Source organism: Marmoricola sp. URHB0036 (assembly GCF_000426045.1).
Classification (GTDB): domain Bacteria; phylum Actinomycetota; class Actinomycetes; order Propionibacteriales; family Nocardioidaceae; genus Marmoricola.
This window is the reverse complement of sequence record NZ_AUEP01000012.1, coordinates 157542-178679: the sequence shown is the minus strand read 5'-3', so window position 1 is coordinate 178679 and position 21138 is coordinate 157542. Positions and strand designations below refer to the sequence as shown.

Here is a 21138-nt window from a genome sequence, read left to right as displayed (position 1 = left end):
TCGGAGACGCCGACAGGACGCCGGCAATGACGAGTGCTGACTTGGAGCGTCGCACGACTCCTGCGCGGGGGCCAGTGGCCACACCGTCGTGGCGGGTGCTGGTCAGTCGTGCTGGTCAGTCGTGCTGGCCGGTCGTCAGTCGTGGCGGCGCACGGTCAGCGCGACGAGGCGGGAGATCACCATCGCGACGTACAGCACTCCCGCCACCTGCTCGAGGATCACCCACGACCGGGCGTGGTCGGCCGTCGGCACGATGTCGGAGAGGCCGACGCTGGTGAGGTTGGTGAAGGAGAAGAACAGCAGCTCGAAGAATCGCTCGGTGCCGTCCCCAAGCGGCCCGATCGAGCCCGGCGCCAGGATCACTACCGCGAGGTACACGTAAGCGAACCCCCAGGCGACCACGGTGAACGCGGCACCGATGCCGTAGAGCTCGTCGGTGGTCACCCGGTCGTCGTGGAAGAGGTACCTGATCAGGCTGTAGGAGACGTAGAAGTAGAACGGCGCATGCAGCAGGGCGCTGGTGAGCGTCACCCAGTCCTCGTCGACCAGGACCGCCTCGAGCACGGTCATCAGCACCGCCGGTGCCCCGAGCACGACGGCGATGACGGTCAGGGCCGGAGTGCTCCGCACCACCCACAGGGCCAGGGCGACCGCGACCATGGAGATCACCCCGAGAGCCGCCGAGCCGACCCGCGAGCTGTCGAGGAAGGGATAGGCCACGATCGCCAGCAGCTGGGCCATCAGGAGCAGTGCCGAGGGGTGCATCACCAGCCTGTGAGACGGCGTCCCAGTTCGTGTGGTTTCCGTCACGTCCCGGAGTGTAGGTGCGTACCTTGACCGCGTGACTTCCGACCCGGCGACTCGTTCTTCAGTGCTGAGAGCCCGTGCTCGGACGGTTGCGCAAAACGAGAACACGTTCTAAGTTTGGGCGGCCGCGGGGGCGGTCCGCCGGGAACTGCTCGGAGCTGTGGTCGGCCAGGGAGGTAGCGATGGGCGTCAGTGCTGCGTCGATCCTGCGCGGGCCCGGCGAGATCGCGGCCATGGTCAGCGACGTCACCAAGGCCGTGTTCACCACGAAGTTCCAGACCCGTGAGTTCATCGAGCAGGCCTGGTTCATCTGCAGCGTCACGCTGATGCCGACCATCCTGGTCTCGATCCCCTTCGGCGCCGTCATCTCCCTCCAGGTCGGCAACCTGACCGGTCAGCTGGGAGCCCAGTCCTTCGCCGGGGCCAGCGCCGTCCTCGCGGTGGTGCGCGAGGCCGCGCCCATCGCCGCCGCGATGATCATCGCCGGCGCGGCCGGCTCGGCGATCTGCTCCGACATGGGGGCTCGCAAGATCCGCGAGGAGATCGATGCCATGGAGGTCCTCGGCATCGACCCGATCGAACGTCTGGTGGTGCCGCGCGTCCTGGCCACGGTGTTCGTCGCGCTGATGATCAACGGCATCGTGATCGCCACCGGTATCGGGGGCGGCTACTTCTTCACCGTGATCGTGCAGGGCGGCAACGCGGGTGCGTTCCTCTCCAGCTTCACGGCTCTGGCCAGCCTGCCCGACCTCTACATCTCGATGATCAAGGCGGTCCTGTTCGGCTACATGGCCGCCGTCGTGGGTGCCTACAAGGGCCTCAAGGCCGGCGGCGGGCCCAGCGGGGTGGGTCGGGCGGTCAACGAGGCCGTGATCATCGCCTTCATGGTCCTGTTCGCGCTGAACTCGATCATCACGGCCATCTACTTCCAAGTCGTCCCGCAGAACGGCTTGTAGCGATGGCGACCCTCACCGAGATCGGCCGTGAGCTGGGCCGCGAGCAGCGCCTCAAGATCGAGGAGCGCGGCGACCAGCTCCTCTTCTACGTCAAGGCGCTGGCCTGGACCCCCCGCGCGATCCGTCGCTACAAGCGCGAGATCTCCAACACCCTGGCCGAGGTGGCCTTCGGTGTCGGCGGCCTGTCCCTGATCGCGGGGACGGTCGGCGTGATCGCGTTCATGGCCTTCTTCGCGGGCACCGAGGTCGGCATCCAGGGTTACGCGTCGCTGAGCCAGATCGGGGTCGCGAAGTTCACCGCCTTCATCTCGGCGTACTTCAACACCCGCGAGGTGGCACCGCTGGTGTCCTCGATCGCGCTGGCCGCGACCGTGGGCTGCGGCTACACCGCACGCCTCGGGGCCATGCGCATCTCCGAGGAGATCGACGCCCTCGAGGTGATGGCGGTGCCGTCGCTCCCGTTCCTGGTCACGACCCGGATGATCGCCGCGTTCATCGCCGTCATCCCGCTCTACATCGTCGCGCTGGCGGCGTCGTACCTCTCGCCGCGGCTGATCACGACGCTGATCTACGGGCAGTCGGCCGGCACCTACGACCACTACTTCCTGCAGTTCCTGCCGCCGATCGACATGTTCTACTCCTTCGTCAAGCTGATGTTCCTGGCCGTCGCCGTCATCCTGATCCACTGCTACTACGGCTACACCGCCTCCGGCGGCCCGGCCGGTGTCGGCACTGCTGTGGGTCGCGCGATCCGCAGCTCGATCGTCACCATCGTGGTGGCCGACTTCTTCTTGAGCTTCGCCATCTGGGGCTCGACCACGACCGTGCGGATCACGGGGTGATCCGATGTTCGTGAACATCACCCACGACACCAGGGCCGAGCACGCCCGGCTGTTCACCGCAGGCGTCGCCTTCCTCACCGTGATCGCAGTCCTCGTCGGCCTGTCGATCGCGATCTACGACAAGGCGTTCTCCCACCCGACGATGGTGACCATCAAGGCGCAGAGCGCCGGGCTCCAGCTCGCCCGCTTCGGTGACGTACGACGCCACGGTGCCCTGGTCGGCAACGTGCGCGAGATCAGCAACGACGGCAAGCAGGCGGTCATCAAGGTCGCGCTGGTGCCCTCGGCGGCGAAGGACATCCCCGAGAACGTCAGCGTCGAGATCCTGCCGACGACCCTGTTCGGCCAGAAGTACATCTCGATCGTGGACCCGGAGGACCCGTCCGCGAAGGCGCTGAGCAACGGCGACGTCATCCCGTCCTCGCGCGTGCGCACCAACGTCGAGCTGCAGAAGATCCTCGCCGACCTGTTCCCGTTGCTCCGCTCGATCCGGCCCGCCGACCTGAGCTCCACCCTCTACGCGCTGGCCACCGCGCTGCGCGGCCGCGGCAACGAGCTGGGCGAGACCTTCGTCAAGCTCGACGACTACCTGACCACCATGAACGTGCACCTGCCCACGCTCCAGCAGGACCTCGTGCTGCTCGCCCGCGTCAGCAAGTCCTACTCGATCGCCGCCCCCGACCTGGTGCGCCTGCTTCGCAACGCCACCACGACGGCCCACACCGTGACCGACAAGCAGGCGCAGCTGCAGACCTTCTTCACCGACGTGACAGGCCTCGGCAAGACCTCGACGCGTGTGCTCACCGCCAACGAGGCCAACATCGTGCGGGCGCCCGCGGTCTCGCGACCGCTCTTGGGCCTGCTCGACACCTACTCGCCCGAGCTCCCGTGCCTGCTCAAGGGTGCGGCACGCTACGCGGGCCGCCTCAACCAGATCTTCCGTGACGCCAAGGTGTCACAGAGCATGACGCTGGCCGCCACCCAGCGACGGCCCTACGACAAGCGCGACATCCCGTCGTACGGCGAGCACGGGGCCGGTCCCAAGTGCTACGGCCTGCCCTACCCGAAGGTGCCGCTCGAGCCGCCGGTCAACTTCAAGAACGGCACCGAGCTCGACTCCACGACCGGGGGCAACCCCGAATGATTCACCCCACGCCAAACACCGACCGCAGGGCGAGCAGGGGCTCGCTGCGCTCGCGCTGGACACGATCCCGCGGGGGCCTCGAATGACCCAGTCCCGCAACGTCAAGACGACGCTGGCCGCCATCAAGCTCGGCATCTTCGTGCTCGTCAGCATCATCGTCACCGGCACGCTGACCGCCATCATGGGATCCTTCGCGTTCGGCGGGGAGACCGAGTACAAGGCCGACTTCAGCTCGGCCAGCCTGATCCAGAAGGGTGACGACGTCCGCATCGCCGGCGTCACCGTCGGGTCGGTGAAGAAGGTCGAGATCAAGGACCGTGACGCCGCCGAGGTCACCTTCAAGGTCAAGAAGGACGTGCCGGTCACCACCCAGACCCGGGCCTCGATCCGGTTCCTCAACCTGGTCGGCGACCGCTACCTGGCGCTGGAGGAGGGGCAGCCCGGAGCCAGGAAGCTGTCCGACGGCGGCAGCATCCCCGCGTCGCACACCACCCCGGCCCTGAACCTGACCGAGCTGTTCAACGGCTTCCAGCCGCTCTTCCAGGCGCTCACCCCGACCGAGGTCAACCAGCTCTCGCTGAACCTTGTCAAGGTGCTCCAGGGCGAGGGCGGCACCATCGGCAGCCTGATGAACCACACGGCGTCGCTGACCAACGCGCTCGCCAACCGGGACCAGCTGATCGGGCAGGTCATCGACAACCTCTCCGCGATGCTCAAGACCGTCGACGACCGGCACAACCAGCTCAGCGAGCTCGTCGTACAGCTCAAGGACTGGATGGGCAACCTGTCGCACGACCGCAAGGCGATCGGTGCCTCGGTCAGCAACCTCTCCGGCCTCACCGCGCAGGTGGCCAGCCTGCTCACCCAGGGCCGGCCGTTCATCAAGAGCGACGTGGCCCAGCTGCGACGGGTGATGAAGCAGCTGAACAAGCCGAGCAACCAGGCTGCCCTCGACGAGGTGCTCAACCGGCTCCCGGTGATGCTCCAGCGCCAGACCCGCACCGGCACCTACGGCTCCTGGTACCAGTACTACCTCTGCGACTTCAGCGGCCGCATCATCCTGCCCGACCTCGGGCCGGAGCTGAACCAGATCGTCAAGCCGATCCAGGACAAGCTGGACCACCTGTCCTTCTACAGCACCGCCAAGAGGTGTGATCCCTGATGGCGCGGCACAGCGAAGGATCGATCCGGCGTCTGGGCGCCGTGAGCCTGGTCGTGCTCCTCATCGTGGGGGCGGCGGCCTTCAACCTCCAGAAGTTCCCCGGCTTCCGGGGCACCAGCTACCACGTGCAGCTGCGCGACGCGAGCGGCCTGCACAAGGGCAACATGGTGCAGATCGCCGGCATCCGGGTCGGGCGCGTGGACGACATCAAGATCAGCGGCGACCACGTCACCGCCGACATCAACGTCAAGGGCGCCGAGATGGGGGAGAAGACCCAGGCGTCCGTACAGGTGCTGAACCTCCTCGGTGAGAAGTACCTCGAGCTGACCCCGAAGGGCAGCGGCACCATGCACGGCGGCGACACCATCCCCGTCAGTCGCACCAACGGCAGCTACGACATCGTCTCCACCCTGAGCGAGCTGACCACCACCACCGAGTCGATCAAGATCCCGCAGCTCTCCCAGGCGCTGACCACCCTCGGCGACACCATCAACGCCGCCAGCCCGCACATCAAGTCCACGTTCAACGGGCTGTCCCGCATCTCGCAGGCGATCGCCAGCCGTGACGAGGGCATCCAGACGCTGCTCGGCCGGGCCGACCGCGTCACCAAGCTGCTCTCACAGCGCCGCGGTGACCTGGTCACGCTGATGAAGAGCGGTGAGCTGGTCTTCAAGGAGCTGATCGCCCGCCGCGACGCCATCCACGCCCTGCTGGTCAACGCGCAGCGATTGGCCGTCGAGCTGCGCGGGGTGGCCACCGACAACCGGGCCCAGATCAACGACGCGCTCAAGCAGCTCGACACGACGCTGACCTTCCTCCGCGGCCGGGAGAAGCAGATCGACACCACGCTGACCAACCTCGGCCCCTACGCCTCGATCCTGATCAACATCATCGGCACCGGTCCCTGGTTCGACGCGTTCGTGCCCAACCTGGCCAGCATCGGGACTCCCGAGTTCACACCCGGGGAGCGTCCGAAGTGATGAACCGTCTTTCCGGAAAGGTCCTGGGCGCCGTCGTGGTGCTGCTCCTGCTCGTCGCGGGCTTCGTCAGCCTGCGCAGCGGCGGGGCCGACAGTCGCCACGTCACGGCGTACTTCGACCGCACCGTGAGCATCTACAAGGGCTCCGAGGTGCGGGTGATGGGCGTCAACATCGGCACGGTCGACGCCGTCGTGCCCGAGGGCGACCGCGTGCGCGTGTCCATGACGTACGACGGCGAGTACAAGCTCCCCGCCGACGCGAAGGCCGCAATCGTCACGCCGACCCTGACAGCCGACCGGTTCGTGCAGATCGCTCCGGCGTACACCGGGGGACCGGTCATGCAGGACAACGCCAAGATCGCGCTGCCGGACACCGGCACCCCGGTGGAGCTCGACCGGATCTACCAGAGCCTTTCCGACCTGACCCAGGCCCTCGGCCCCAACGGTGCCAACAAGAACGGTGCCCTGGACACGCTGCTGACTGCCGGCGCGAAGGCACTGCGCGGCAACGGCAAGCTCGGCAACGAGACCCTGCTCAACCTCTCGGCCGCGGTGCAGACCTTCGGCGACAGCAGCGGGCCGTTGTTCAACTCGGTGCAGAACATGTCGCAGCTGACCGACACCCTGGCCGCCAACGACCGGTTCGTGGACGGCTTCATGTCCGACCTGACCTCGGTGTCCAGCCAGCTGGCGGCCGACCGCGGCAACCTCGCGAAGGCACTGGCAGCGCTCGCCAACGCGGTCGGCACGGTGCGCACCTTCGTCCACGACAACAAGGGCATGGTGGAGAAGGACGTCAAGGAGCTGACGCGGCTCCTGGGCGTCACCGCCCGCCACAAGGACGACCTCAACACCCTGGCCCGGATCGGCGCACTGGGTCTGGACAACCTGACCATCGCCTACGACAACAAGTCCCGCTCGATCGGCTCCCGGATCAACGTCGGTGAGAACGGCGCCAACCTCGGCAACATGCTGTGCGACATCATCGTCAACTCCGGGAAGTTCCCCGGCGACTCGAGCAAGAACACGTGCGACCTGCTCCGGACGATCGTCGCTCCCTTCGCCGACCAGATCGGGGCCGACCCGTCGGAGAACCACAGCGCGCCGGCCCAGCTGAAGCTCGGCGGCTCCGCCCCTGTCACCTCGCTGGCCGGCCTGCTGAACGCGCTGAAGGCGGGGAACAAGTCATGACCCACGTCATCCGCAGGCGCGCACCCAGGCCGATCGCGGCCCTGGTGCTCCTCCTGGTCACCGTCCTGGTGGCCTCGGGCTGCAAGTTCGACGGCGCCTACGACCTCCCGCTGCCCGGCAACAAGGTCAGCGCCGGCGACGCCTACAAGGTCACCGCCGACTTCGCCGACGCCCTCAACGTGGTGCCCCGCACGGCCGTCTACGCCAACGACGTGGTGGTCGGACAGGTCAGCGACGTCGAGCGGGTCGGCTGGCACGCCCGGGTCACCTTCCTAGTGCGCAAGGACATCGACCTGCCGGAGAACGTCGAGGTCGACGTACGCCAGACCAGCTTGCTGGGTGAGAAGTACATCGCCCTCGTCGAGCCCGCACCCGGTACGGCGAGCAGCAAGCGGCTCTCCAACGGCGACTTCATCCCCCTCTCGCGCACCAGCCGAAACCCGGAGGTCGAAGAGGTCCTGGGTGCCTTGTCGATGGTGCTCAGCGGCGGTGGCATCGGCCAGCTGAAGACGATCAGCCACGAGCTGAACAACATGATGAACGGCCGTCAGGACCAGGCCCGGCACGTGCTGGGCAACCTCGACCGGATGATCGGCGGGCTCGACCAGCAGAAGAGCGACATCATCGCCGCGATGGACTCCATCGACAAGCTCTCCTCGACCCTGGTCAAGGAGAAGGACGTCATCGGCGAGGCCATCGACAGCATGGGACCGGCGCTGAAGGTGCTCAACCGCCAGCACCGGGCGCTGATGACGATGCTGCGCCAGCTCGACTCCCTCGGCGTCGTCGGCACACGGGTCATCAAGGCCAGCCGCGAGAACATCGTGGCTTCGCTCCGTCACCTGCAGCCCACCCTCACCCGACTCGGCGACGCCGGCGACGCATTGGCGCCCGGGCTGTCCATGCTGGCCAGCTTCCCGTTCCCGAAGGAGGCGGCCAACATCGTCCGCGGGGACTACGCCAACGCGCTGTTCCACATGGACATCGACCTCAACAAGGTCATCAAGTCGCCCGGTGAGGTGCTGCCCAACGTCATCAACCTGTGCAGCTCGCTGCCGTTGGCGCCCGCGTGTGACGCGCTCTCGCCGGTCCTCAAGGCGAGCGTCTGCGCGGTCGCCCCGCAGGCTGTCATCGACCTGCTGTGCCCGCCCGGCAGCGCCGCCTCGCAGAAGAACCCGATCCCGCTCCCCGACCTGGGCCTGGGCAACAAGTCGGGCGGGAGCGGCTCCTCCAGCGGAGGCTCGTCCGGTGGCGGCGGACTCGGTGGTCTCCTCGGCCTCGGGGGAGGTGGCTGAGGTGTCACACGGAGTGAGAGTGCGCCTGATCGCCTTCCTGGTGCTCAGCGCGGTGGGCATCGTCTACGTGGCGAGCAGCTTCCTCGGCCTCACCGACCGGCTGCTCGGGCGTGGGCTGCACATCAAGGCGACCCTGCCCGACTCGGGCGGGCTGTACACCGGGAGCGAGGTCACCTACCGCGGCGTCAAGGTCGGCAAGGTGTCCGGCATGCACGTGACCCGCAAGGGTCTGCTGCTCACCCTCAACCTCGAGGACGGCACCAAGATTCCCCTCGACACCAAGATGCACGTGCACAACCTCTCGGCGGTCGGCGAGCAGTACCTCGACTTCGAGCCGCCCGACGACAAGCCGCCGTACGCCAAGGCGGGGGACACCATCGCCGGCGACAAGTCCAGCCTCCCGATGAGCGAGGAGACGCTGCTGACCCAGATGAACTCACTGGTCAGCTCGGTCGACAGCAACGACCTGTCGACGGTGATCGGCGAGGCCGGCACCATGTTCCGCGGTACGGCGAACCCGCTGCAGCGGATGGTCGACTCGGGCTCCCACTTCGTCGACGAGGCCGCCGCCAACCAGGACGCCACCATCGCCCTGCTGAACACCGGGCAGACGGTGCTGAAGACGCAGGCCAGGCACGAGCAGGACATCCAGGCCTTCGCCCGCGACCTGGCCGACCTCACCGGCACCTTGCGCACCTCCGACAAGGACATCCGCACCGTGCTTCAGGGCGGACCGCCCGCGGTGCGCGAGGTCAACTCGCTGCTGAAGGGACTGGAGCCGACCCTGCCGGTCTTCCTGTCCAACCTGGTGACCACCAACCAGGTGCTGACCGCGAACCTCCCCGCGCTCGAGCAGATGCTCGTCGTCTTCCCGCACGTGATCGCCGCCGGGTTCACCGGAACGCCGGGTGACGGCTACGGCCACATCAACCTCCAGTTCAACAACTCCGTGGGACCGTGCACCAAGGGCTACAAGCCGCCGTCCCAGTGGCGTCCGGCCACCGACACCACCGACGCCCCGATCTACCCGGCCCAGTGCCAGTCCGGGGACCCCAAGGAGATGCGCGGGTTCAGGAACGCACCTCAGTCCGGCACCTCCGGGGCAACCGGCCGCAGCTATCGCGTGGCGCCGTACGATGCGAGGACGGGTGTGGTCGACACCGGCAGCGGACAGCCGCTGGTCGTCGAGAACGGAGGAGGGCTGCAGAGCGTGTTCGGCGCGGACGGATGGAAGTGGATGCTGATGGGCCCGGAGGCCGCCGGTGACTGATCCTGCCGTCGGCGCAGGACCCTCGAGCACGTCATGGCGCTTCGTCAACGTCATGCTCGTGATCCTGGCGCTCCTGCTGGTCGCCGCCTCGGCGTTCTTCTTCATCGACAGCGCCAACGCCAGTCCGGCCGACGAGAAGGAAGCCGCGCTCTCCCGGGAGTACCGCGCGGTCACCAAGGCGGCCGAGGCCGAGACGGTCGCCTTCCTCACCGTCGACTACACCGACATGGACCCGCTGATCGAGAAGGTGCTCGCCGGTGCCACCGGACCGTTCAAGTCGCAGTACGACGGAGCGAAGACCAACCTGAAGGCCTCGGCCCAGACCGCCCAGGCCGTCTCGAGCGGGAAGGTGCTCAGCACCGGGATCGCCGACATCGACGACAGCAACGCCGTGGTCTTCGTCGCGGCCGACTCGCAGGTGAAGAACAAGTCGACCAAGGGCAAGTCGGAGCCGCGTTACTACCGGCTGAAGCTGACCATGACGCGCAAGGGCGGTCAGTGGCTCATGTCCGACCTGCAGTTCGTGAGCTGAGGGATGGCCGACCAGACGCCCGCCACCGACCTCGCGCCCGACGAGAAGGAGTGCCCCTTCTGCGCCGAGACGATCAAGCGGGCCGCGATCAAGTGCCGCTACTGCCAGAGCGACCTGACCACGGTCGCCGAGCCGATGCCGTCTCCCGCTCCCGAGGTTGCGGACGAGGAGGCACCGCCACCGCCCGCTGCCGACCAGGTCGACGAGGTCGACCGGGTAGACCACGTCGACGAGGACGAGCCCGGACGACCCCCGGTGCTGGCCAGCTTCCGGCTGATGATCGGCCTGCTGGTGCTGTGCCTGGTCCTGACGGCCGTGACCGCGTTCGCCTGGTACGGCAACCAGCACCCCGCCGACGCCGGCAAAAACACGGACGCGATCACGTCGACCACCGCCCGTGACGCTGGTCTGCAGGCAGCGACCAGGTTGACCCAGAAGATCTTCAGCTACGACTGGAAGACCTTCGACCAGGACGCCACCTCCTCGGAGAAGGTGCTGGGGGCCAGCTTCCGCAAGGAGTACGCCTCGACCATCGCCAAGACGCGGGCCACCGCTGTCGCCAACCAGGTCAAGCAGACCGCCCAGGCGAGTGCGAGCTCCATCGTGTCGGCGAGCGAGGAGAAGGTGGTCGCGCTGGTGTTCCTGAACGTGCTCGCCACCGGAAAGACTGGCGGCCAGCACGTCACCACCAGCAGACTGCTCGTGACGTTGACCCCGGCTGGTGGGGACTGGCGCATCTCGAGTCTCAAGCAGCTCTGATAGATTAGAACGTGTTCTAGTTCCTGAGAGGATCAGTGGTGGCCGAAGTCGAGACGGATCTTCTCATCGTCGGGGCGGGCCCGGCCGGACTGTTCGGTGCCTACTACGCCGGCTTCCGCGGCATGAGCGTCGCGGTCGTCGACTCGCTGCCGGAGCTGGGCGGCCAGGTGTCGGCCCTCTATCCGGAGAAGCTGATCCTCGACGTCGCCGGCTTTCCCAGCATCAAGGGCCGTGAGCTGGTCGAGGAGCTGGTCAAGCAGGCGGCGAGCGCCAGGCCGACGTACCTCCTCGACCGCACCGCCGCCGCGCTGAAGTCCCACGACACGGGCGTCCGGATGGAGCTCGACGACGGCACCGTCGTCAACTCCAAGGTCGTCATCATCACGGCCGGGATCGGCAAGTTCACGCCGCGACCGCTGCCGGCCGGCGACGGCTGGGAGGACCGCGGGCTGGTGTTCTTCGTGCCGTCCTTCGCGGAGTACGCCGGCCGCGACGTCGTCATCGTGGGCGGCGGCGACAGCGCGTTCGACTGGGCGCACAGCCTCGAACCGATCGCGAAGTCGGTGACGCTGGTGCACCGCCGCGACAAGTTCCGTGCCCACCAGGCCACCGTCGACGCGGTCCTCGCCGGCCGCACCGAGGTGATCACCCAGGCCCAGGTCACCGCACTCAACGGCGAGCACCACGTCGAGAGCGTCGAGATCACCACCACCGACGGTGACGTGCTCACCCGCCCGGCCCAGGCCGTGGTCGCGGCCCTCGGCTTCGTCGCCGACCTCAGCGCGATGCAGGAGTGGGGCCTGGAGTTCGAGAAGCGACACATCAAGGTCGACCCGGCGATGAAGACCAACGTCCCGCGCATCTTCGCCGCCGGCGACATCACCGAGTACGACGGCAAGGTGCGGCTCATCGCCGTCGGCTTCGGCGAGGTCGCGACTGCCGTGAACAACGCCGCCGTCGTGGTCGACCCCGACGCCCACGTGTTCCCCGGCCACTCGAGCGAAGGATCCTGACCCGTATGGCATCCGGACGCAACGCCGTCACCATGAGCGACGGCGAGATCGAGCAGTTCCTCACCGACAACATGAAGGTGCAGATCGCGACCATCGGTCCCGACGGCACCCCCCACCTGACCACGCTGTTCTACGTCCTCGAGGACGGCATGGTCGCCTTCTGGACCTACGGCCGCTCCCAGAAGGTCGTCAACCTGCGCCGTGACCCCCGGATCACCTGCCTGATCGAGGACGGCGAGGACTACTTCGAGCTGCGCGGGGTGACCATCCAGGGCAAGGCCCGTCTCGTCGAGGAGTACGACGACATCCGCGCACTCGGCGCCCGGGTGGCCAAGCGGATGGCAGGCGACGTCGACCTGGGGGAATTCGGCGACGAGATCGTCGAGAAGCAGGCACGCAAGCGGGTCGGCATCGTGGTCGAACCCATCAAGGTCGCCAGCTGGGACCACCACAAGATGGCTGGTCCTCCCGGCAGCAACAAGACGGAGGAAGCATGAAGAAGATCAAGGTCGACTTCGACCTGTGCGAGTCCAACGCCATGTGCGAGGCGCTCGCTCCGAGTCATTTCCAGATCGATGACGACGACTACCTGCAGGTGCTCGACGAGAACGTCACCGACGAGGACCTGGCCGTCGTGGAGCAGGCCGTCGCCTCGTGCCCCAAGTCCGCGCTGAGCATCGTCGACGCCTGACCTGACACACCTCACCCGTCCGTTCGCCACGAGCCAGGAGCACCGTCACCCATGCCCGAAAACCCTGATCCCACCTCTCTCGAAGGGCGGGTGGCCGTCGTCACCGGTGCCGGTGCCGGCCTCGGTCGCGCCGAGGCGCTGGCGCTGGCGCGCGCAGGAGCCAGCGTCGTGCTCAACGACCTGCCCGGTGCTGCTGAGGAGGCAGCCGAGGAGGTGCGCTCGCACGGGGTCGAAGCCGTCGTCGTGGCCGGTGACGTGGGGGAGCGGTCCACTGCGGACGCCATGCTCCAGGCCGCCACCGGGAAGCTCGGCGGCCTCGACATCGTGGTGAACAACGCCGGCATCACCCGCGACAAGATGCTGTTCAACATGACCGACGAGGACTTCGACTTCGTCCTCAAGGTGCACCTGCGCGGGCACTTCCTGCTCTCGCGCAACGCTGCGGCGTACTGGCGGGGTCGCTACAAGGAGACCGGCGAGCCGGTCGACGCCGCGGTCGTCAACACCGCCTCCGAGGCGTTCCTCGGAGGCTCGCCCGGCCAGCCCAACTACGCAGCGGCCAAGGCCGGCATCACTGCGCTCACGCTGTCCACGGCGCGCGGGCTCTCCCGCATCGGTGTCCGCGCCAACGTGATCTGCCCGCGGGCGCGCACGGCGATGACCGCCGAGGTCTTCGGAGAGGACGAGTCCGGCCAGGCCGTCGATCCGTACTCGCCCGACCACGTCGCCCCGCTCGTCGTCTACCTGGCCTCGCCCGCCGCCAGGCGCATCTCGGGCCAGGTCTTCGTGGTGTACGGCGGGATGGTCGCCCTGCTCGCCGCACCGGTCGTCGAGCAGCGCTTCGACGTCGATGGCGACCTCTGGGACCTCGGCTCGCTCGACCAGCACCTCGGGACCTACTTCGCCGACCGCGACCCCGCGGTCGGTTTCGCCGCCGACGCGGTGATGCAGCTCCAGCCCCAGGGCTCCACCTCGAAGGACAGGTCATGACCAACCGACTCGCAGGCAAGCGCGCCATCGTCACCGGCGCCGCACAGGGACAGGGGGAGGCCATCGCCCGGGCCTTCGTCGAGGAGGGCGCCCAGGTCGTCATCGCCGACATCGCCGAGGAGGCCGGTGAAGCGCTCGCCGCTGAGCTCAACGAGAAGCACCCCGGCTCGGCGTACTTCCGCCGCCACGACGTCAGCGACGAGGCTTCCTGGCAGGCGATGGTCGAGGAGGCCAACGAGCGCTTCGGCCCGGTCAACGTGCTCGTCAACAACGCCGGCATCCTGCGCTTCGCCGAGGTCGAGCGGATGGAGGTCGAGGAGTACATGCTGATGGTCAGCGTCAACCAGCTCGGCTGCTTCCTCGGCATGAAGTCGGTGGCCCGCACGATGCGCAAGAACGGCGGCGGCTCGATCGTGAACGCCTCCTCGATCGAGGGCCTCGGCGGCATGGCGATGTGCACGGCGTACTCCGCCACCAAGTTCGCCATCCGCGGCATGACCAAGGCCGCCGCGATGGAGCTCGGTCCCAAGGGCATCCGGGTCAACTCGGTGCACCCCGGCATGATCGACACCGGCATGACGCGGATCCACGGCGGCGACGCGGCGATGGAGTACGGCGCCACCAAGGTCGCCCTCAAGCGAGTCGGCCACCCGGTCGACATCGCCCCGGCCTACGTCTACCTCGCCAGCGACGAGTCCAGCTTCGTCACCGGCGCCGAGCTCGCCATCGACGGAGGAGCGACCGCGACCCACGCCTTTGGTGGGTGACTCGGCGCAACTCCGAGCGCCCGCGAGCCGAGAAGCGGCCGCGGATCAGTCGAAGCGACGTCAGACGATCACTGGCAAGAAGATCAGCGGAGGATGAGGCGGACTGCGGTGGCGAGGTGTTCGTTGACCTCGTCGGCGGAGAGGCGGCCGGTGACCCAGGAGACCAGGGCGGCCAGCCAGACGTCGCTGATCACGCGGGCGACGGCGATGTCCTCGTCGGTGGGTTCGGAGCCCTCGACGTACTCGTCGCCCTGCAGCGCCCGGTTGAGCATCGAGGTCAGCTTCAGGCCGACGACGTGGATCTCGCTGGCCACGCTGGAGTCGGCGAACATGAACGCGCGGGTGAGCGCCTCGGTGAGCTGGGGGTCGCGCTGGAGGCCGCGGGTGGCGCGGGTGAGGACCTGCTCGACGCGGTCGGCCGGGCTGTCGCCGGGGATGACGCGTCGGCTCAGCGTCGCCTCGATGTCCTCGAACTGCCGCGCGAGGGCGGAGACGAGCAGGTGGATCTTGGACGGGAAGTAGCGGTAGAGGGTGCCGAGGGCGACGTCGGCCTGCTCCGCGACGGCGCGCATCTGCACGGCGTCGAACCCGCCCTTGGACGCCAGCGAGACGGTGGCGTCCAGGATGCGCCGGCGTCGGTCGCGCTGGGCTGCCGAACCCAGGTCGTCGTGGGTCAAGGAGCTCACGGTGGCCAAGATCTCAACCTCCCGGACGTGATTTCTGTTGAGCCTCCCCCGCAGACTGTGTCTGCGGACCCGCTCCGAGGTTAGCAGTCAGGTCCGGCATAATAGAAACACGTTCCAGTTACGCACATGGCGGTCCCACGCCGGTCCTGTCGAGGACATACCGGACGGGCCCGAGGAAAGGCGCCACTTGCGCATCGCACTCCTGTCCTACCGAAGCAAGCCACACTGCGGCGGCCAGGGCGTCTACATCCGTCATCTCAGCCGTGAACTCGTGGCACTCGGGCACATCGTCGAGGTCTTCTCCGGACAGCCCTACCCCGAGCTCGACGAGGGCGTGCGGCTGACCAAGGTCCCGAGCCTCGACCTCTACCGCGAGCCGGACCCGTTCCGGGTGCCCAAGCCCCGGGAGTTCCGCGACCTCATCGACGTCGAGGAGTTCCTGACCATGTGCACGGCCGGGTTCCCCGAGCCGAAGACGTTCAGCAAACGGGTCGCGCGGCTGTTGAAGGTACGCCGGGACGACTTCGACGTCGTCCACGACAACCAGGTGCTCGGCTACGGGATGCTCGACATCGCCCAGATGGGCCTGCCCCTGGTCACGACGATCCACCACCCGATCACCTACGACCGGCGCATCGACCTCGCGACGGCACCCACGTTCCGCAAGAAGCTGACCCTGCGCCGCTGGTACGGCTTCCTCCGGATGCAGCAGAAGGTCGCCCGCAAGGTCGGCAAGGTGCTCACCGTCTCGGAGTCGAGCCGCCAGGGCATCGTGAGTGACTTCGGCGTCGCCGACCCTGACATCGAGGTGATCCCGCTGGGCGTGAACGACGAGGTGTTCGTGCCTCCGACCAAGCCACGGGTGCCCGGCCGGATCGTGGCGATGGCGAGCGCGGACGCCCCCATGAAGGGGATCGCCACCCTGCTGGAGTCCTTCGCCAAGCTGCGCACCGAGCGTGACCTCGAGCTGGTGCTCGTCACCCGCCCGACGCCGGGCGGTCGGACCGAGCGGCTGATCGACCAGCTCGGCATCACCGAGCACGTGAAGTTCGTCAACGGGATCAGCGACAGCGAGCTGGTCGAGGTGATGGGCTCGGCCGAGGTGGCCTGCGTGCCGTCGCTCTACGAGGGCTTCTCGCTGCCCACCGCCGAGCTGATGGCCTGCGAGACGCCGCTGGTGGTGAGCCGGGCCGGCGCCATCCCCGAGGTCGTCGGTCCGGACGGCCAGTGCGCCGACCTGGTCACCCCGGGCGACGTGGGCGAGCTCGAGAAGGCGATCGCAGCGCTGCTCGACGATCCCGAGCGTCGCGCGCGGATGGGCAAGGCCGGGCGAACCCGCGTCTTGGAACGCTTCAGCTGGCACGCGGTGGCACTGGCCACGGCGGCGGCGTACCAGGAAGTCTCGACAAGCTCGACCACCAAGGGCGCAAGCTCGACCACCGGAGGAGAAGCATGCTGACCGTTGACTTCGACCGGCTGGGTCTCCAACCCGGTGACCGCGTCATCGACATGGGTTGTGGCGCCGGGCGGCATGCCTTCGAGATGTATCGCCGCGGTGCCGACGTCATCGCCTTCGACCAGGACGCCGACGAGCTGGCCGGTGTGCTCGAGCTGTTCGGTGCGATGAAGGAGGCCGGCGAGGTCCCGGCCGGTGCCGAGGCGGACATCAAGGAGGGCGACGCGCTGTCGTTGCCGTTCGCGGACGGCGAGTTCGACCGGGTCGTGGCCTCCGAGGTGCTCGAGCACATCCCGGCCGACATCCAGGCCATCGAGGAGCTGGTCCGCGTGCTCCGCCCGGGCGGCACGATGGCCGTCACGGTGCCGCGCTGGTTGCCCGAGCTGGTCTGCTGGAAGCTGTCCGACGACTACCACAACGTGCCGGGCGGCCACATCCGGATCTACTCCGACAAGGAGCTGATCGGCAAGCTGGTCAACGCCGGGATGGTCTTCGAGGGCAAGGACCACGCACACGGACTGCACGCGCCGTACTGGTGGATCAAGTGCGCCGTCGGGGTGACCAACGACGGCAACCCGCTGGTGAAGGCCTACCACCAGGTGCTGGTGTGGGACATCATGCGTACCCGCGGCTGGAGCACGCTGACCCGCGGCGCCGAGAAGGCGCTGAACCCGCTGATCGGCAAGAGCATGGTGCTCTACCTCCGCAAGCCCGAGGCGCCCGCCTCCGCGACGGTGGAGTCGTCGGCAGAGTGACCGGCTCCCACCCGATCCCGTCGGTGCCCGGGGTGCTGTCGAGTGCCCAGGTCGCCGAGACCGCGGCGACGATCGTCGCGATGCAGGAGTCCGACGGCGCCGTGCCGTGGACGGTGGGGGAGCACGTCGACGTCTGGAACCACGTCGAGGCCGCGATGGCCCTGATGGTGGCCGGGGAGGTCACGGCGGCCGAGGCGGCCTACGAGTGGTGCCTGCGACGGCAGCGTCACGACGGTTCGTGGCCGATGAAGGTCGTCGCCGGCGAGGTCGAGGACGCCAGCGGCGAGACCAACATGTCGGCGTACCTCGCCGTGGGGGTGTGGCACCACTGGATGCTGCGGCGTGACTTCGCCTTCGTGGAGCGCATGTGGCCCGTCGTACGTCGCGGGCTGGACTTCGTGGTCGGGATGCAGCTGCCGTTCGGCGGCATCGCATGGTCGCAGGAGTGGGACGAGCACGGGCCGGCCACGGTGAACGGGGACGCGCTCCTGGCCGGGTCGTCGAGCATCTACCAGTCACTGCGTGCCGGCGTCGCGCTCGCCGACCTGATGGACGAGCCGCAGCCGGAGTGGGAGCTCGCGGGTGGTCGGCTCGGTCACGCCCTGCGCGAGCACCGCGACCTGTTCCTGGACAAGTCGACCTTCTCGATGGACTGGTACTACCCGGTGCTCGGCGGCGCCGTGCGCGGTCAGGCCGGGATCGACCTCATCGCCTCCCGCTGGGAGGAGTTCGTCGAACCCGGCCTCGGCATCCGCTGCGTCGACACCAACCCGTGGGTGACCGGCGCCGAGACCTGCGAGCTGGTGATGGCGCTGGACTGCCTCGACGACCGCGAGCGCGCTCTCGAGCTGTACGCCGACATGCAGCACCTGCGCCACGACAACGGCAGCTACTGGACCGGGTCGGTGCACCCGGAGGAGGTGTTCTGGCCCCATGAGCAGACCACCTACACCGCCGCGGCCGTGATCCTCGCCGCCGACGAGCTCTCCCGGACGACCCCGGCCTCCGGGATCATGCGCGGCGAGACGCTCTCGGAGCACTTCCGCGAGATCGCGCTCGAGTGCGGTTGCCTCGACGACGCGTCAGCCGACGTCGTCTCCGGCCGCGCCTGAGGTCCGGGCCAGCACCCGCATCGACCCGACCGTCTCACCGGGTGTGAACGCGCCACTCGCGACGGCCCGCTGCCAGACGTGGAAGGGCGCCTGGCCGCCGTCCTCGGGCCGCTCGAAGACGTCGTGGATGACCAGCACCCCGTCCGGCTGCACCCAGCGGGCGAACCCCGTGTAGTCGTTCTGGGCATGCTCCTCGGCGTGCCCGCCGTCGATGAACAGCAGCGCGAGCGGCGTACGCCAGTAGGCGGCGACGGTGGTGGAACGGCCCACGACCGCGACCACCACGTCCTCGAGGCCGGCCCGGGCGATCGTGCGACGGAACACGGGCAGCGTGTCCATCAGGCCGGTCTCGTCGTCGACGAGGGTCTGGTCGTGGTGCTCCCAGCCGGCCTGGTTCTCCTCGGACCCGCGGTGGTGGTCGAGGGTGAACACGGTGCTGCTCGTCGTGCGTGCCGCGGCCCCGAGCCAGATGGCCGACTTGCCGCAGTAGGTACCGATCTCCAGGGCCGGTCCGTCGCCCAGATGGGCGGTCGCGGTCGCGTGCAGGAAGGCGCCCTCCTCCTCGGGCATGAACCCCTTCGCGGCACGGGCGTGCTCGAGCAGGGCGTCGTCGATCTCACTCACGCGCGGAAGCGTAGCCATGGCATGATTGGAACACGTTCTAGTTTTGGGCGAGAGGATGCACCGTGCCGATCGGGATCAGCGACGACCACGTCGAGCTGGCTGGCGCCTTCGGGAAGTGGGCGGCTTCACTCGGCGGCATCGAGGCTGCGCGGGCCGCCGAGGAGGACCCCGCCGCCACCTTCTCCGAGATCACCGCTGCGGTCGACGAGATGGGGCTGCTGGCCATCACCGCCGACGGCGGTTCGCTGGTCGACCTCGCGGTCGCCGTCGAGGCGTGCGCCACGGCGCTGCTGCCGGGGCCGCTCCTCGGTTCCGCTGTCGCCTCCGCCGTCCTCCCCGAGCTCCCCGGCCCGGTTGCCCTGTGCCTCGACGGCTCCGTCGTCCATGACGCGCCGGGCTCGACCCATGCGCTGGTCGTGGCGGACGACGAGGTGCGACTCGTGCCGCTCGAGGGGGTCGAGCTCACGCCCGGCGCTGGCCCCGACCTGACCCGTCGTACCTCTCTCGGCGAGCTGTCCGCGGGCGACGGCACCGTCGTACCCGACCTCTCGGCGGCGCGACTCCGGTCGCTGGTCGTCACGCTGGCCGCCGCCGAGGCGTCGGGAGTCGCCCGGTGGTGCCTGGACACGGCAGTGGAGTACGCCGGTGTCCGCGAGCAGTTCGGCAAGAAGATCGGTGCCTTCCAGGCGATCAAGCACCTGTGCGCGCAGATGCTCGAGACCACCGAGTCGGTCACCGCAGCAGCCTGGGACGCGGCCTCGGCCGTCTCCGAGGAGTCCGCCCAGCAGGAGTTCGCCACCCTCGTGGCCGGGGTGATCTGCTTCGACGGCGCCGTCTCGGCCGCCAAGGACTGCATCCAGGTGCTCGGCGGCATCGGCTTCACCTTCGAGCACGACGCACAGCTCTACCTGCGCCGTGCGATCGCCCTGCGCGCGCTGGTCGGCTCCTCGAGCTCGTACGCCGCCCGGCTGGCCGGCCTCGCTGCCGACGGCGTACGCCGACACGTGCACATCGACCTCGACGAGGCCGAGGATGAGGCGCGCGCCGAGGTCCGTGCCGAGGCCGAGCGGATCGGCGCCCTTCCGGAGGAGGAGCGACGTGCTGCCCTGGCCGAGTCGGGCTTCCTGACCCCGCACTGGCCCCAGCCGCATGGACTCGGGGCCGACCCCGTGCACCAGCTCGTCATCGACGAGGAGCTCGACCGCGCCGGCGTACAGCGACCCGACCTGAAGATCGGCGCCTGGGCCGCGCCCACGATCATCGCCCACGGCAACGACGAGCAGCGCGACCGCTTCGTCGGGCCGACCCTGCGCGGCGAGATCGAGTGGTGCCAGCTGTTCAGCGAACCCGGCGCCGGCTCTGACCTCGCTTCACTCCGGACCAAGGCGGTGCGGGATGCCAACCCGGATGGGCAGAGTGGGTGGCGTCTCACCGGACAGAAGGTGTGGACCTCGCTGGCCCACGCCGCCGACTGGGGCATCTGCCTGGCCCGCACCAATCCCGAGGCCAAGCAGCACGCCGGCATCACCTACTTCCTCGTCGACATGAAGAGCGAGGGCCTCGAGGTCCGTCCGCTCCGCGAGCTCACCGGCGAGGCGATGTTCAACGAGGTCTTCCTCGACGGCGTCTTCGTGCCCGACGAGTGCGTCGTCGGCGAGGTGGACGGCGGCTGGAAGCTGGCCCGCACCACGCTGTCCAACGAGCGCGTCGCCATGGCCGGGTCACACCTTGGCGACTCACCCGAGCGGGCAGTCCGCCTGCTGGTGGCGGGCGAGGTCGCCGAGCAGCGCGCCGCAGTCGGTACGGCCGTGGCCTGGGCGACGGTGGTGCGCCTGCTGGCCACCCGGTCGACCCTCCGGTCGCTGGCCGGCCAGGGTCCGGGCCCGGAGTCGAGCGTGGCCAAGCTGGTCGGCGTACGCAGCCGGCAGGACTCCGCCGAGCTCGTCGTCGAGCTGCTCGGGCCGCGCATCTTCACCGACGACGACCTGGCTCGCGAGGCGCTGCACGAGCAGCTGATGACGCGGTGCCTGTCGATCGCGGGTGGCACCACGCAGGTGCTGCGCAACGTCGCGGGCGAACGGATCCTGGGACTGCCTCGCGGATGACT

Annotated in this window: 22 protein-coding genes; 19 read left to right on the top strand and 3 right to left on the bottom strand. The window is 68.5% G+C overall.

The features are described from left to right. Positions 1-135: 135 nt before the first annotated feature. A complete protein-coding gene (locus H976_RS0115130) occupies positions 136-810 on the bottom strand; it encodes an ion channel (protein ID WP_231388952.1) in 675 nt (224 codons plus the stop codon). A gap of 179 nt (positions 811-989) precedes the next feature. Between H976_RS0115130 and H976_RS0115125 the strand changes: the two genes are divergently transcribed. The 15 genes from H976_RS0115125 (at position 990) to H976_RS0115055 (ending at position 14398) form a co-directional block, all read left to right on the top strand. Further along, the gene (locus tag H976_RS0115125; RefSeq protein ID WP_027862235.1) at positions 990-1763 is read left to right on the top strand and encodes an ABC transporter permease; all 774 of its coding nucleotides are present in this window, start codon (positions 990-992) and stop codon (positions 1761-1763) included. Between the two features lie 2 nt (positions 1764-1765). Further along, the gene (locus tag H976_RS0115120) at positions 1766-2605 is read left to right on the top strand and encodes an ABC transporter permease (protein WP_027862234.1); all 840 of its coding nucleotides are present in this window, start codon (positions 1766-1768) and stop codon (positions 2603-2605) included. Positions 2606-2609: 4 nt separating this feature from the next. After that, positions 2610-3749 (top strand): MCE family protein, encoded by a 1140-nt coding sequence (locus H976_RS26545; protein WP_051276869.1) that lies wholly within the window; start codon positions 2610-2612, stop codon positions 3747-3749. Positions 3750-3831: 82 nt separating this feature from the next. Then, on the top strand, positions 3832-4911 hold the full coding sequence (locus tag H976_RS0115110) for an MCE family protein (RefSeq protein WP_027862233.1): 1080 nt from the start codon (positions 3832-3834) through the stop codon (positions 4909-4911). Next, entirely contained in the window at positions 4911-5891 is a 981-nt protein-coding gene (locus H976_RS0115105) for an MCE family protein (protein ID WP_027862232.1), read from the top strand. The genes H976_RS0115110 and H976_RS0115105 overlap by 1 nt, the downstream gene beginning before the upstream one ends. After that, on the top strand, positions 5891-7081 hold the full coding sequence (locus tag H976_RS26540; RefSeq protein ID WP_051276868.1) for an MCE family protein: 1191 nt from the start codon (positions 5891-5893) through the stop codon (positions 7079-7081). The genes H976_RS0115105 and H976_RS26540 overlap by 1 nt, the downstream gene beginning before the upstream one ends. Then, the gene (locus H976_RS26535) at positions 7078-8376 is read left to right on the top strand and encodes an MCE family protein (RefSeq protein WP_051276867.1); all 1299 of its coding nucleotides are present in this window, start codon (positions 7078-7080) and stop codon (positions 8374-8376) included. Before H976_RS26540 ends, H976_RS26535 begins: the two co-directional genes overlap by 4 nt. A gap of 1 nt (position 8377) precedes the next feature. Further along, positions 8378-9646, top strand: a complete 1269-nt coding sequence (locus H976_RS0115090; RefSeq protein ID WP_036226725.1) for an MCE family protein — start codon at positions 8378-8380, stop codon at positions 9644-9646. Then, positions 9639-10178, top strand: coding sequence for a hypothetical protein (locus H976_RS26530; protein ID WP_155918289.1), 540 nt, complete (start codon positions 9639-9641; stop codon positions 10176-10178). The genes H976_RS0115090 and H976_RS26530 overlap by 8 nt, the downstream gene beginning before the upstream one ends. Positions 10179-10181: 3 nt before the next feature. After that, entirely contained in the window at positions 10182-10937 is a 756-nt protein-coding gene (locus H976_RS0115080; RefSeq protein WP_027862230.1) for a hypothetical protein, read from the top strand. Between the two features lie 38 nt (positions 10938-10975). Next, positions 10976-11950 carry an NAD(P)/FAD-dependent oxidoreductase gene (locus H976_RS0115075; protein ID WP_231388951.1) on the top strand — a complete coding sequence of 325 codons (975 nt, stop codon included), beginning with the start codon at positions 10976-10978 and terminating at the stop codon, positions 11948-11950. Between the two features lie 5 nt (positions 11951-11955). After that, a complete protein-coding gene (locus H976_RS0115070) occupies positions 11956-12447 on the top strand; it encodes a pyridoxamine 5'-phosphate oxidase family protein (protein ID WP_027862228.1) in 492 nt (163 codons plus the stop codon). Continuing rightward, complete coding sequence (locus tag H976_RS0115065) at positions 12444-12641, top strand: ferredoxin (RefSeq protein WP_027862227.1); 198 nt, start codon at positions 12444-12446, stop codon at positions 12639-12641. The genes H976_RS0115070 and H976_RS0115065 overlap by 4 nt, the downstream gene beginning before the upstream one ends. Before the next feature lie 51 nt (positions 12642-12692). Continuing rightward, entirely contained in the window at positions 12693-13631 is a 939-nt protein-coding gene (locus H976_RS0115060) for a 3-oxoacyl-ACP reductase (protein WP_027862226.1), read from the top strand. Further along, positions 13628-14398, top strand: coding sequence for an SDR family NAD(P)-dependent oxidoreductase (locus tag H976_RS0115055; RefSeq protein WP_027862225.1), 771 nt, complete (start codon positions 13628-13630; stop codon positions 14396-14398). The genes H976_RS0115060 and H976_RS0115055 overlap by 4 nt, the downstream gene beginning before the upstream one ends. 83 nt (positions 14399-14481) lie before the next feature. Here the strand turns inward: H976_RS0115055 and H976_RS0115050 are convergent, their stop codons facing one another. Continuing rightward, on the bottom strand, positions 14482-15084 hold the full coding sequence (locus H976_RS0115050) for a TetR family transcriptional regulator (RefSeq protein ID WP_231388950.1): 603 nt from the start codon (positions 15082-15084) through the stop codon (positions 14482-14484). 187 nt (positions 15085-15271) lie between these two features. Here H976_RS0115050 and H976_RS0115045 point away from each other — a divergent pair, with 187 nt between their 5' ends. The 3 genes from H976_RS0115045 to H976_RS0115035 are packed head-to-tail and all read left to right on the top strand — an operon-like array spanning position 15272 to position 18407. Beyond that, complete coding sequence (locus H976_RS0115045) at positions 15272-16543, top strand: glycosyltransferase family 4 protein (protein ID WP_027862223.1); 1272 nt, start codon at positions 15272-15274, stop codon at positions 16541-16543. Beyond that, the gene (locus tag H976_RS0115040; protein ID WP_027862222.1) at positions 16537-17295 is read left to right on the top strand and encodes a class I SAM-dependent methyltransferase; all 759 of its coding nucleotides are present in this window, start codon (positions 16537-16539) and stop codon (positions 17293-17295) included. The genes H976_RS0115045 and H976_RS0115040 overlap by 7 nt, the downstream gene beginning before the upstream one ends. Beyond that, entirely contained in the window at positions 17292-18407 is a 1116-nt protein-coding gene (locus tag H976_RS0115035) for a prenyltransferase (protein ID WP_027862221.1), read from the top strand. Before H976_RS0115040 ends, H976_RS0115035 begins: the two co-directional genes overlap by 4 nt. On the opposite strand, the gene H976_RS0115030 is transcribed toward H976_RS0115035, so the two are convergent. Next, positions 18378-19031 (bottom strand): class I SAM-dependent methyltransferase, encoded by a 654-nt coding sequence (locus H976_RS0115030; RefSeq protein WP_231388949.1) that lies wholly within the window; start codon positions 19029-19031, stop codon positions 18378-18380. The genes H976_RS0115035 and H976_RS0115030 overlap by 30 nt on opposite strands. A gap of 62 nt (positions 19032-19093) precedes the next feature. Between H976_RS0115030 and H976_RS0115025 the strand changes: the two genes are divergently transcribed. After that, positions 19094-21136 carry an acyl-CoA dehydrogenase family protein gene (locus H976_RS0115025; RefSeq protein WP_027862219.1) on the top strand — a complete coding sequence of 681 codons (2043 nt, stop codon included), beginning with the start codon at positions 19094-19096 and terminating at the stop codon, positions 21134-21136. Positions 21137-21138 lie beyond the last annotated feature (2 nt).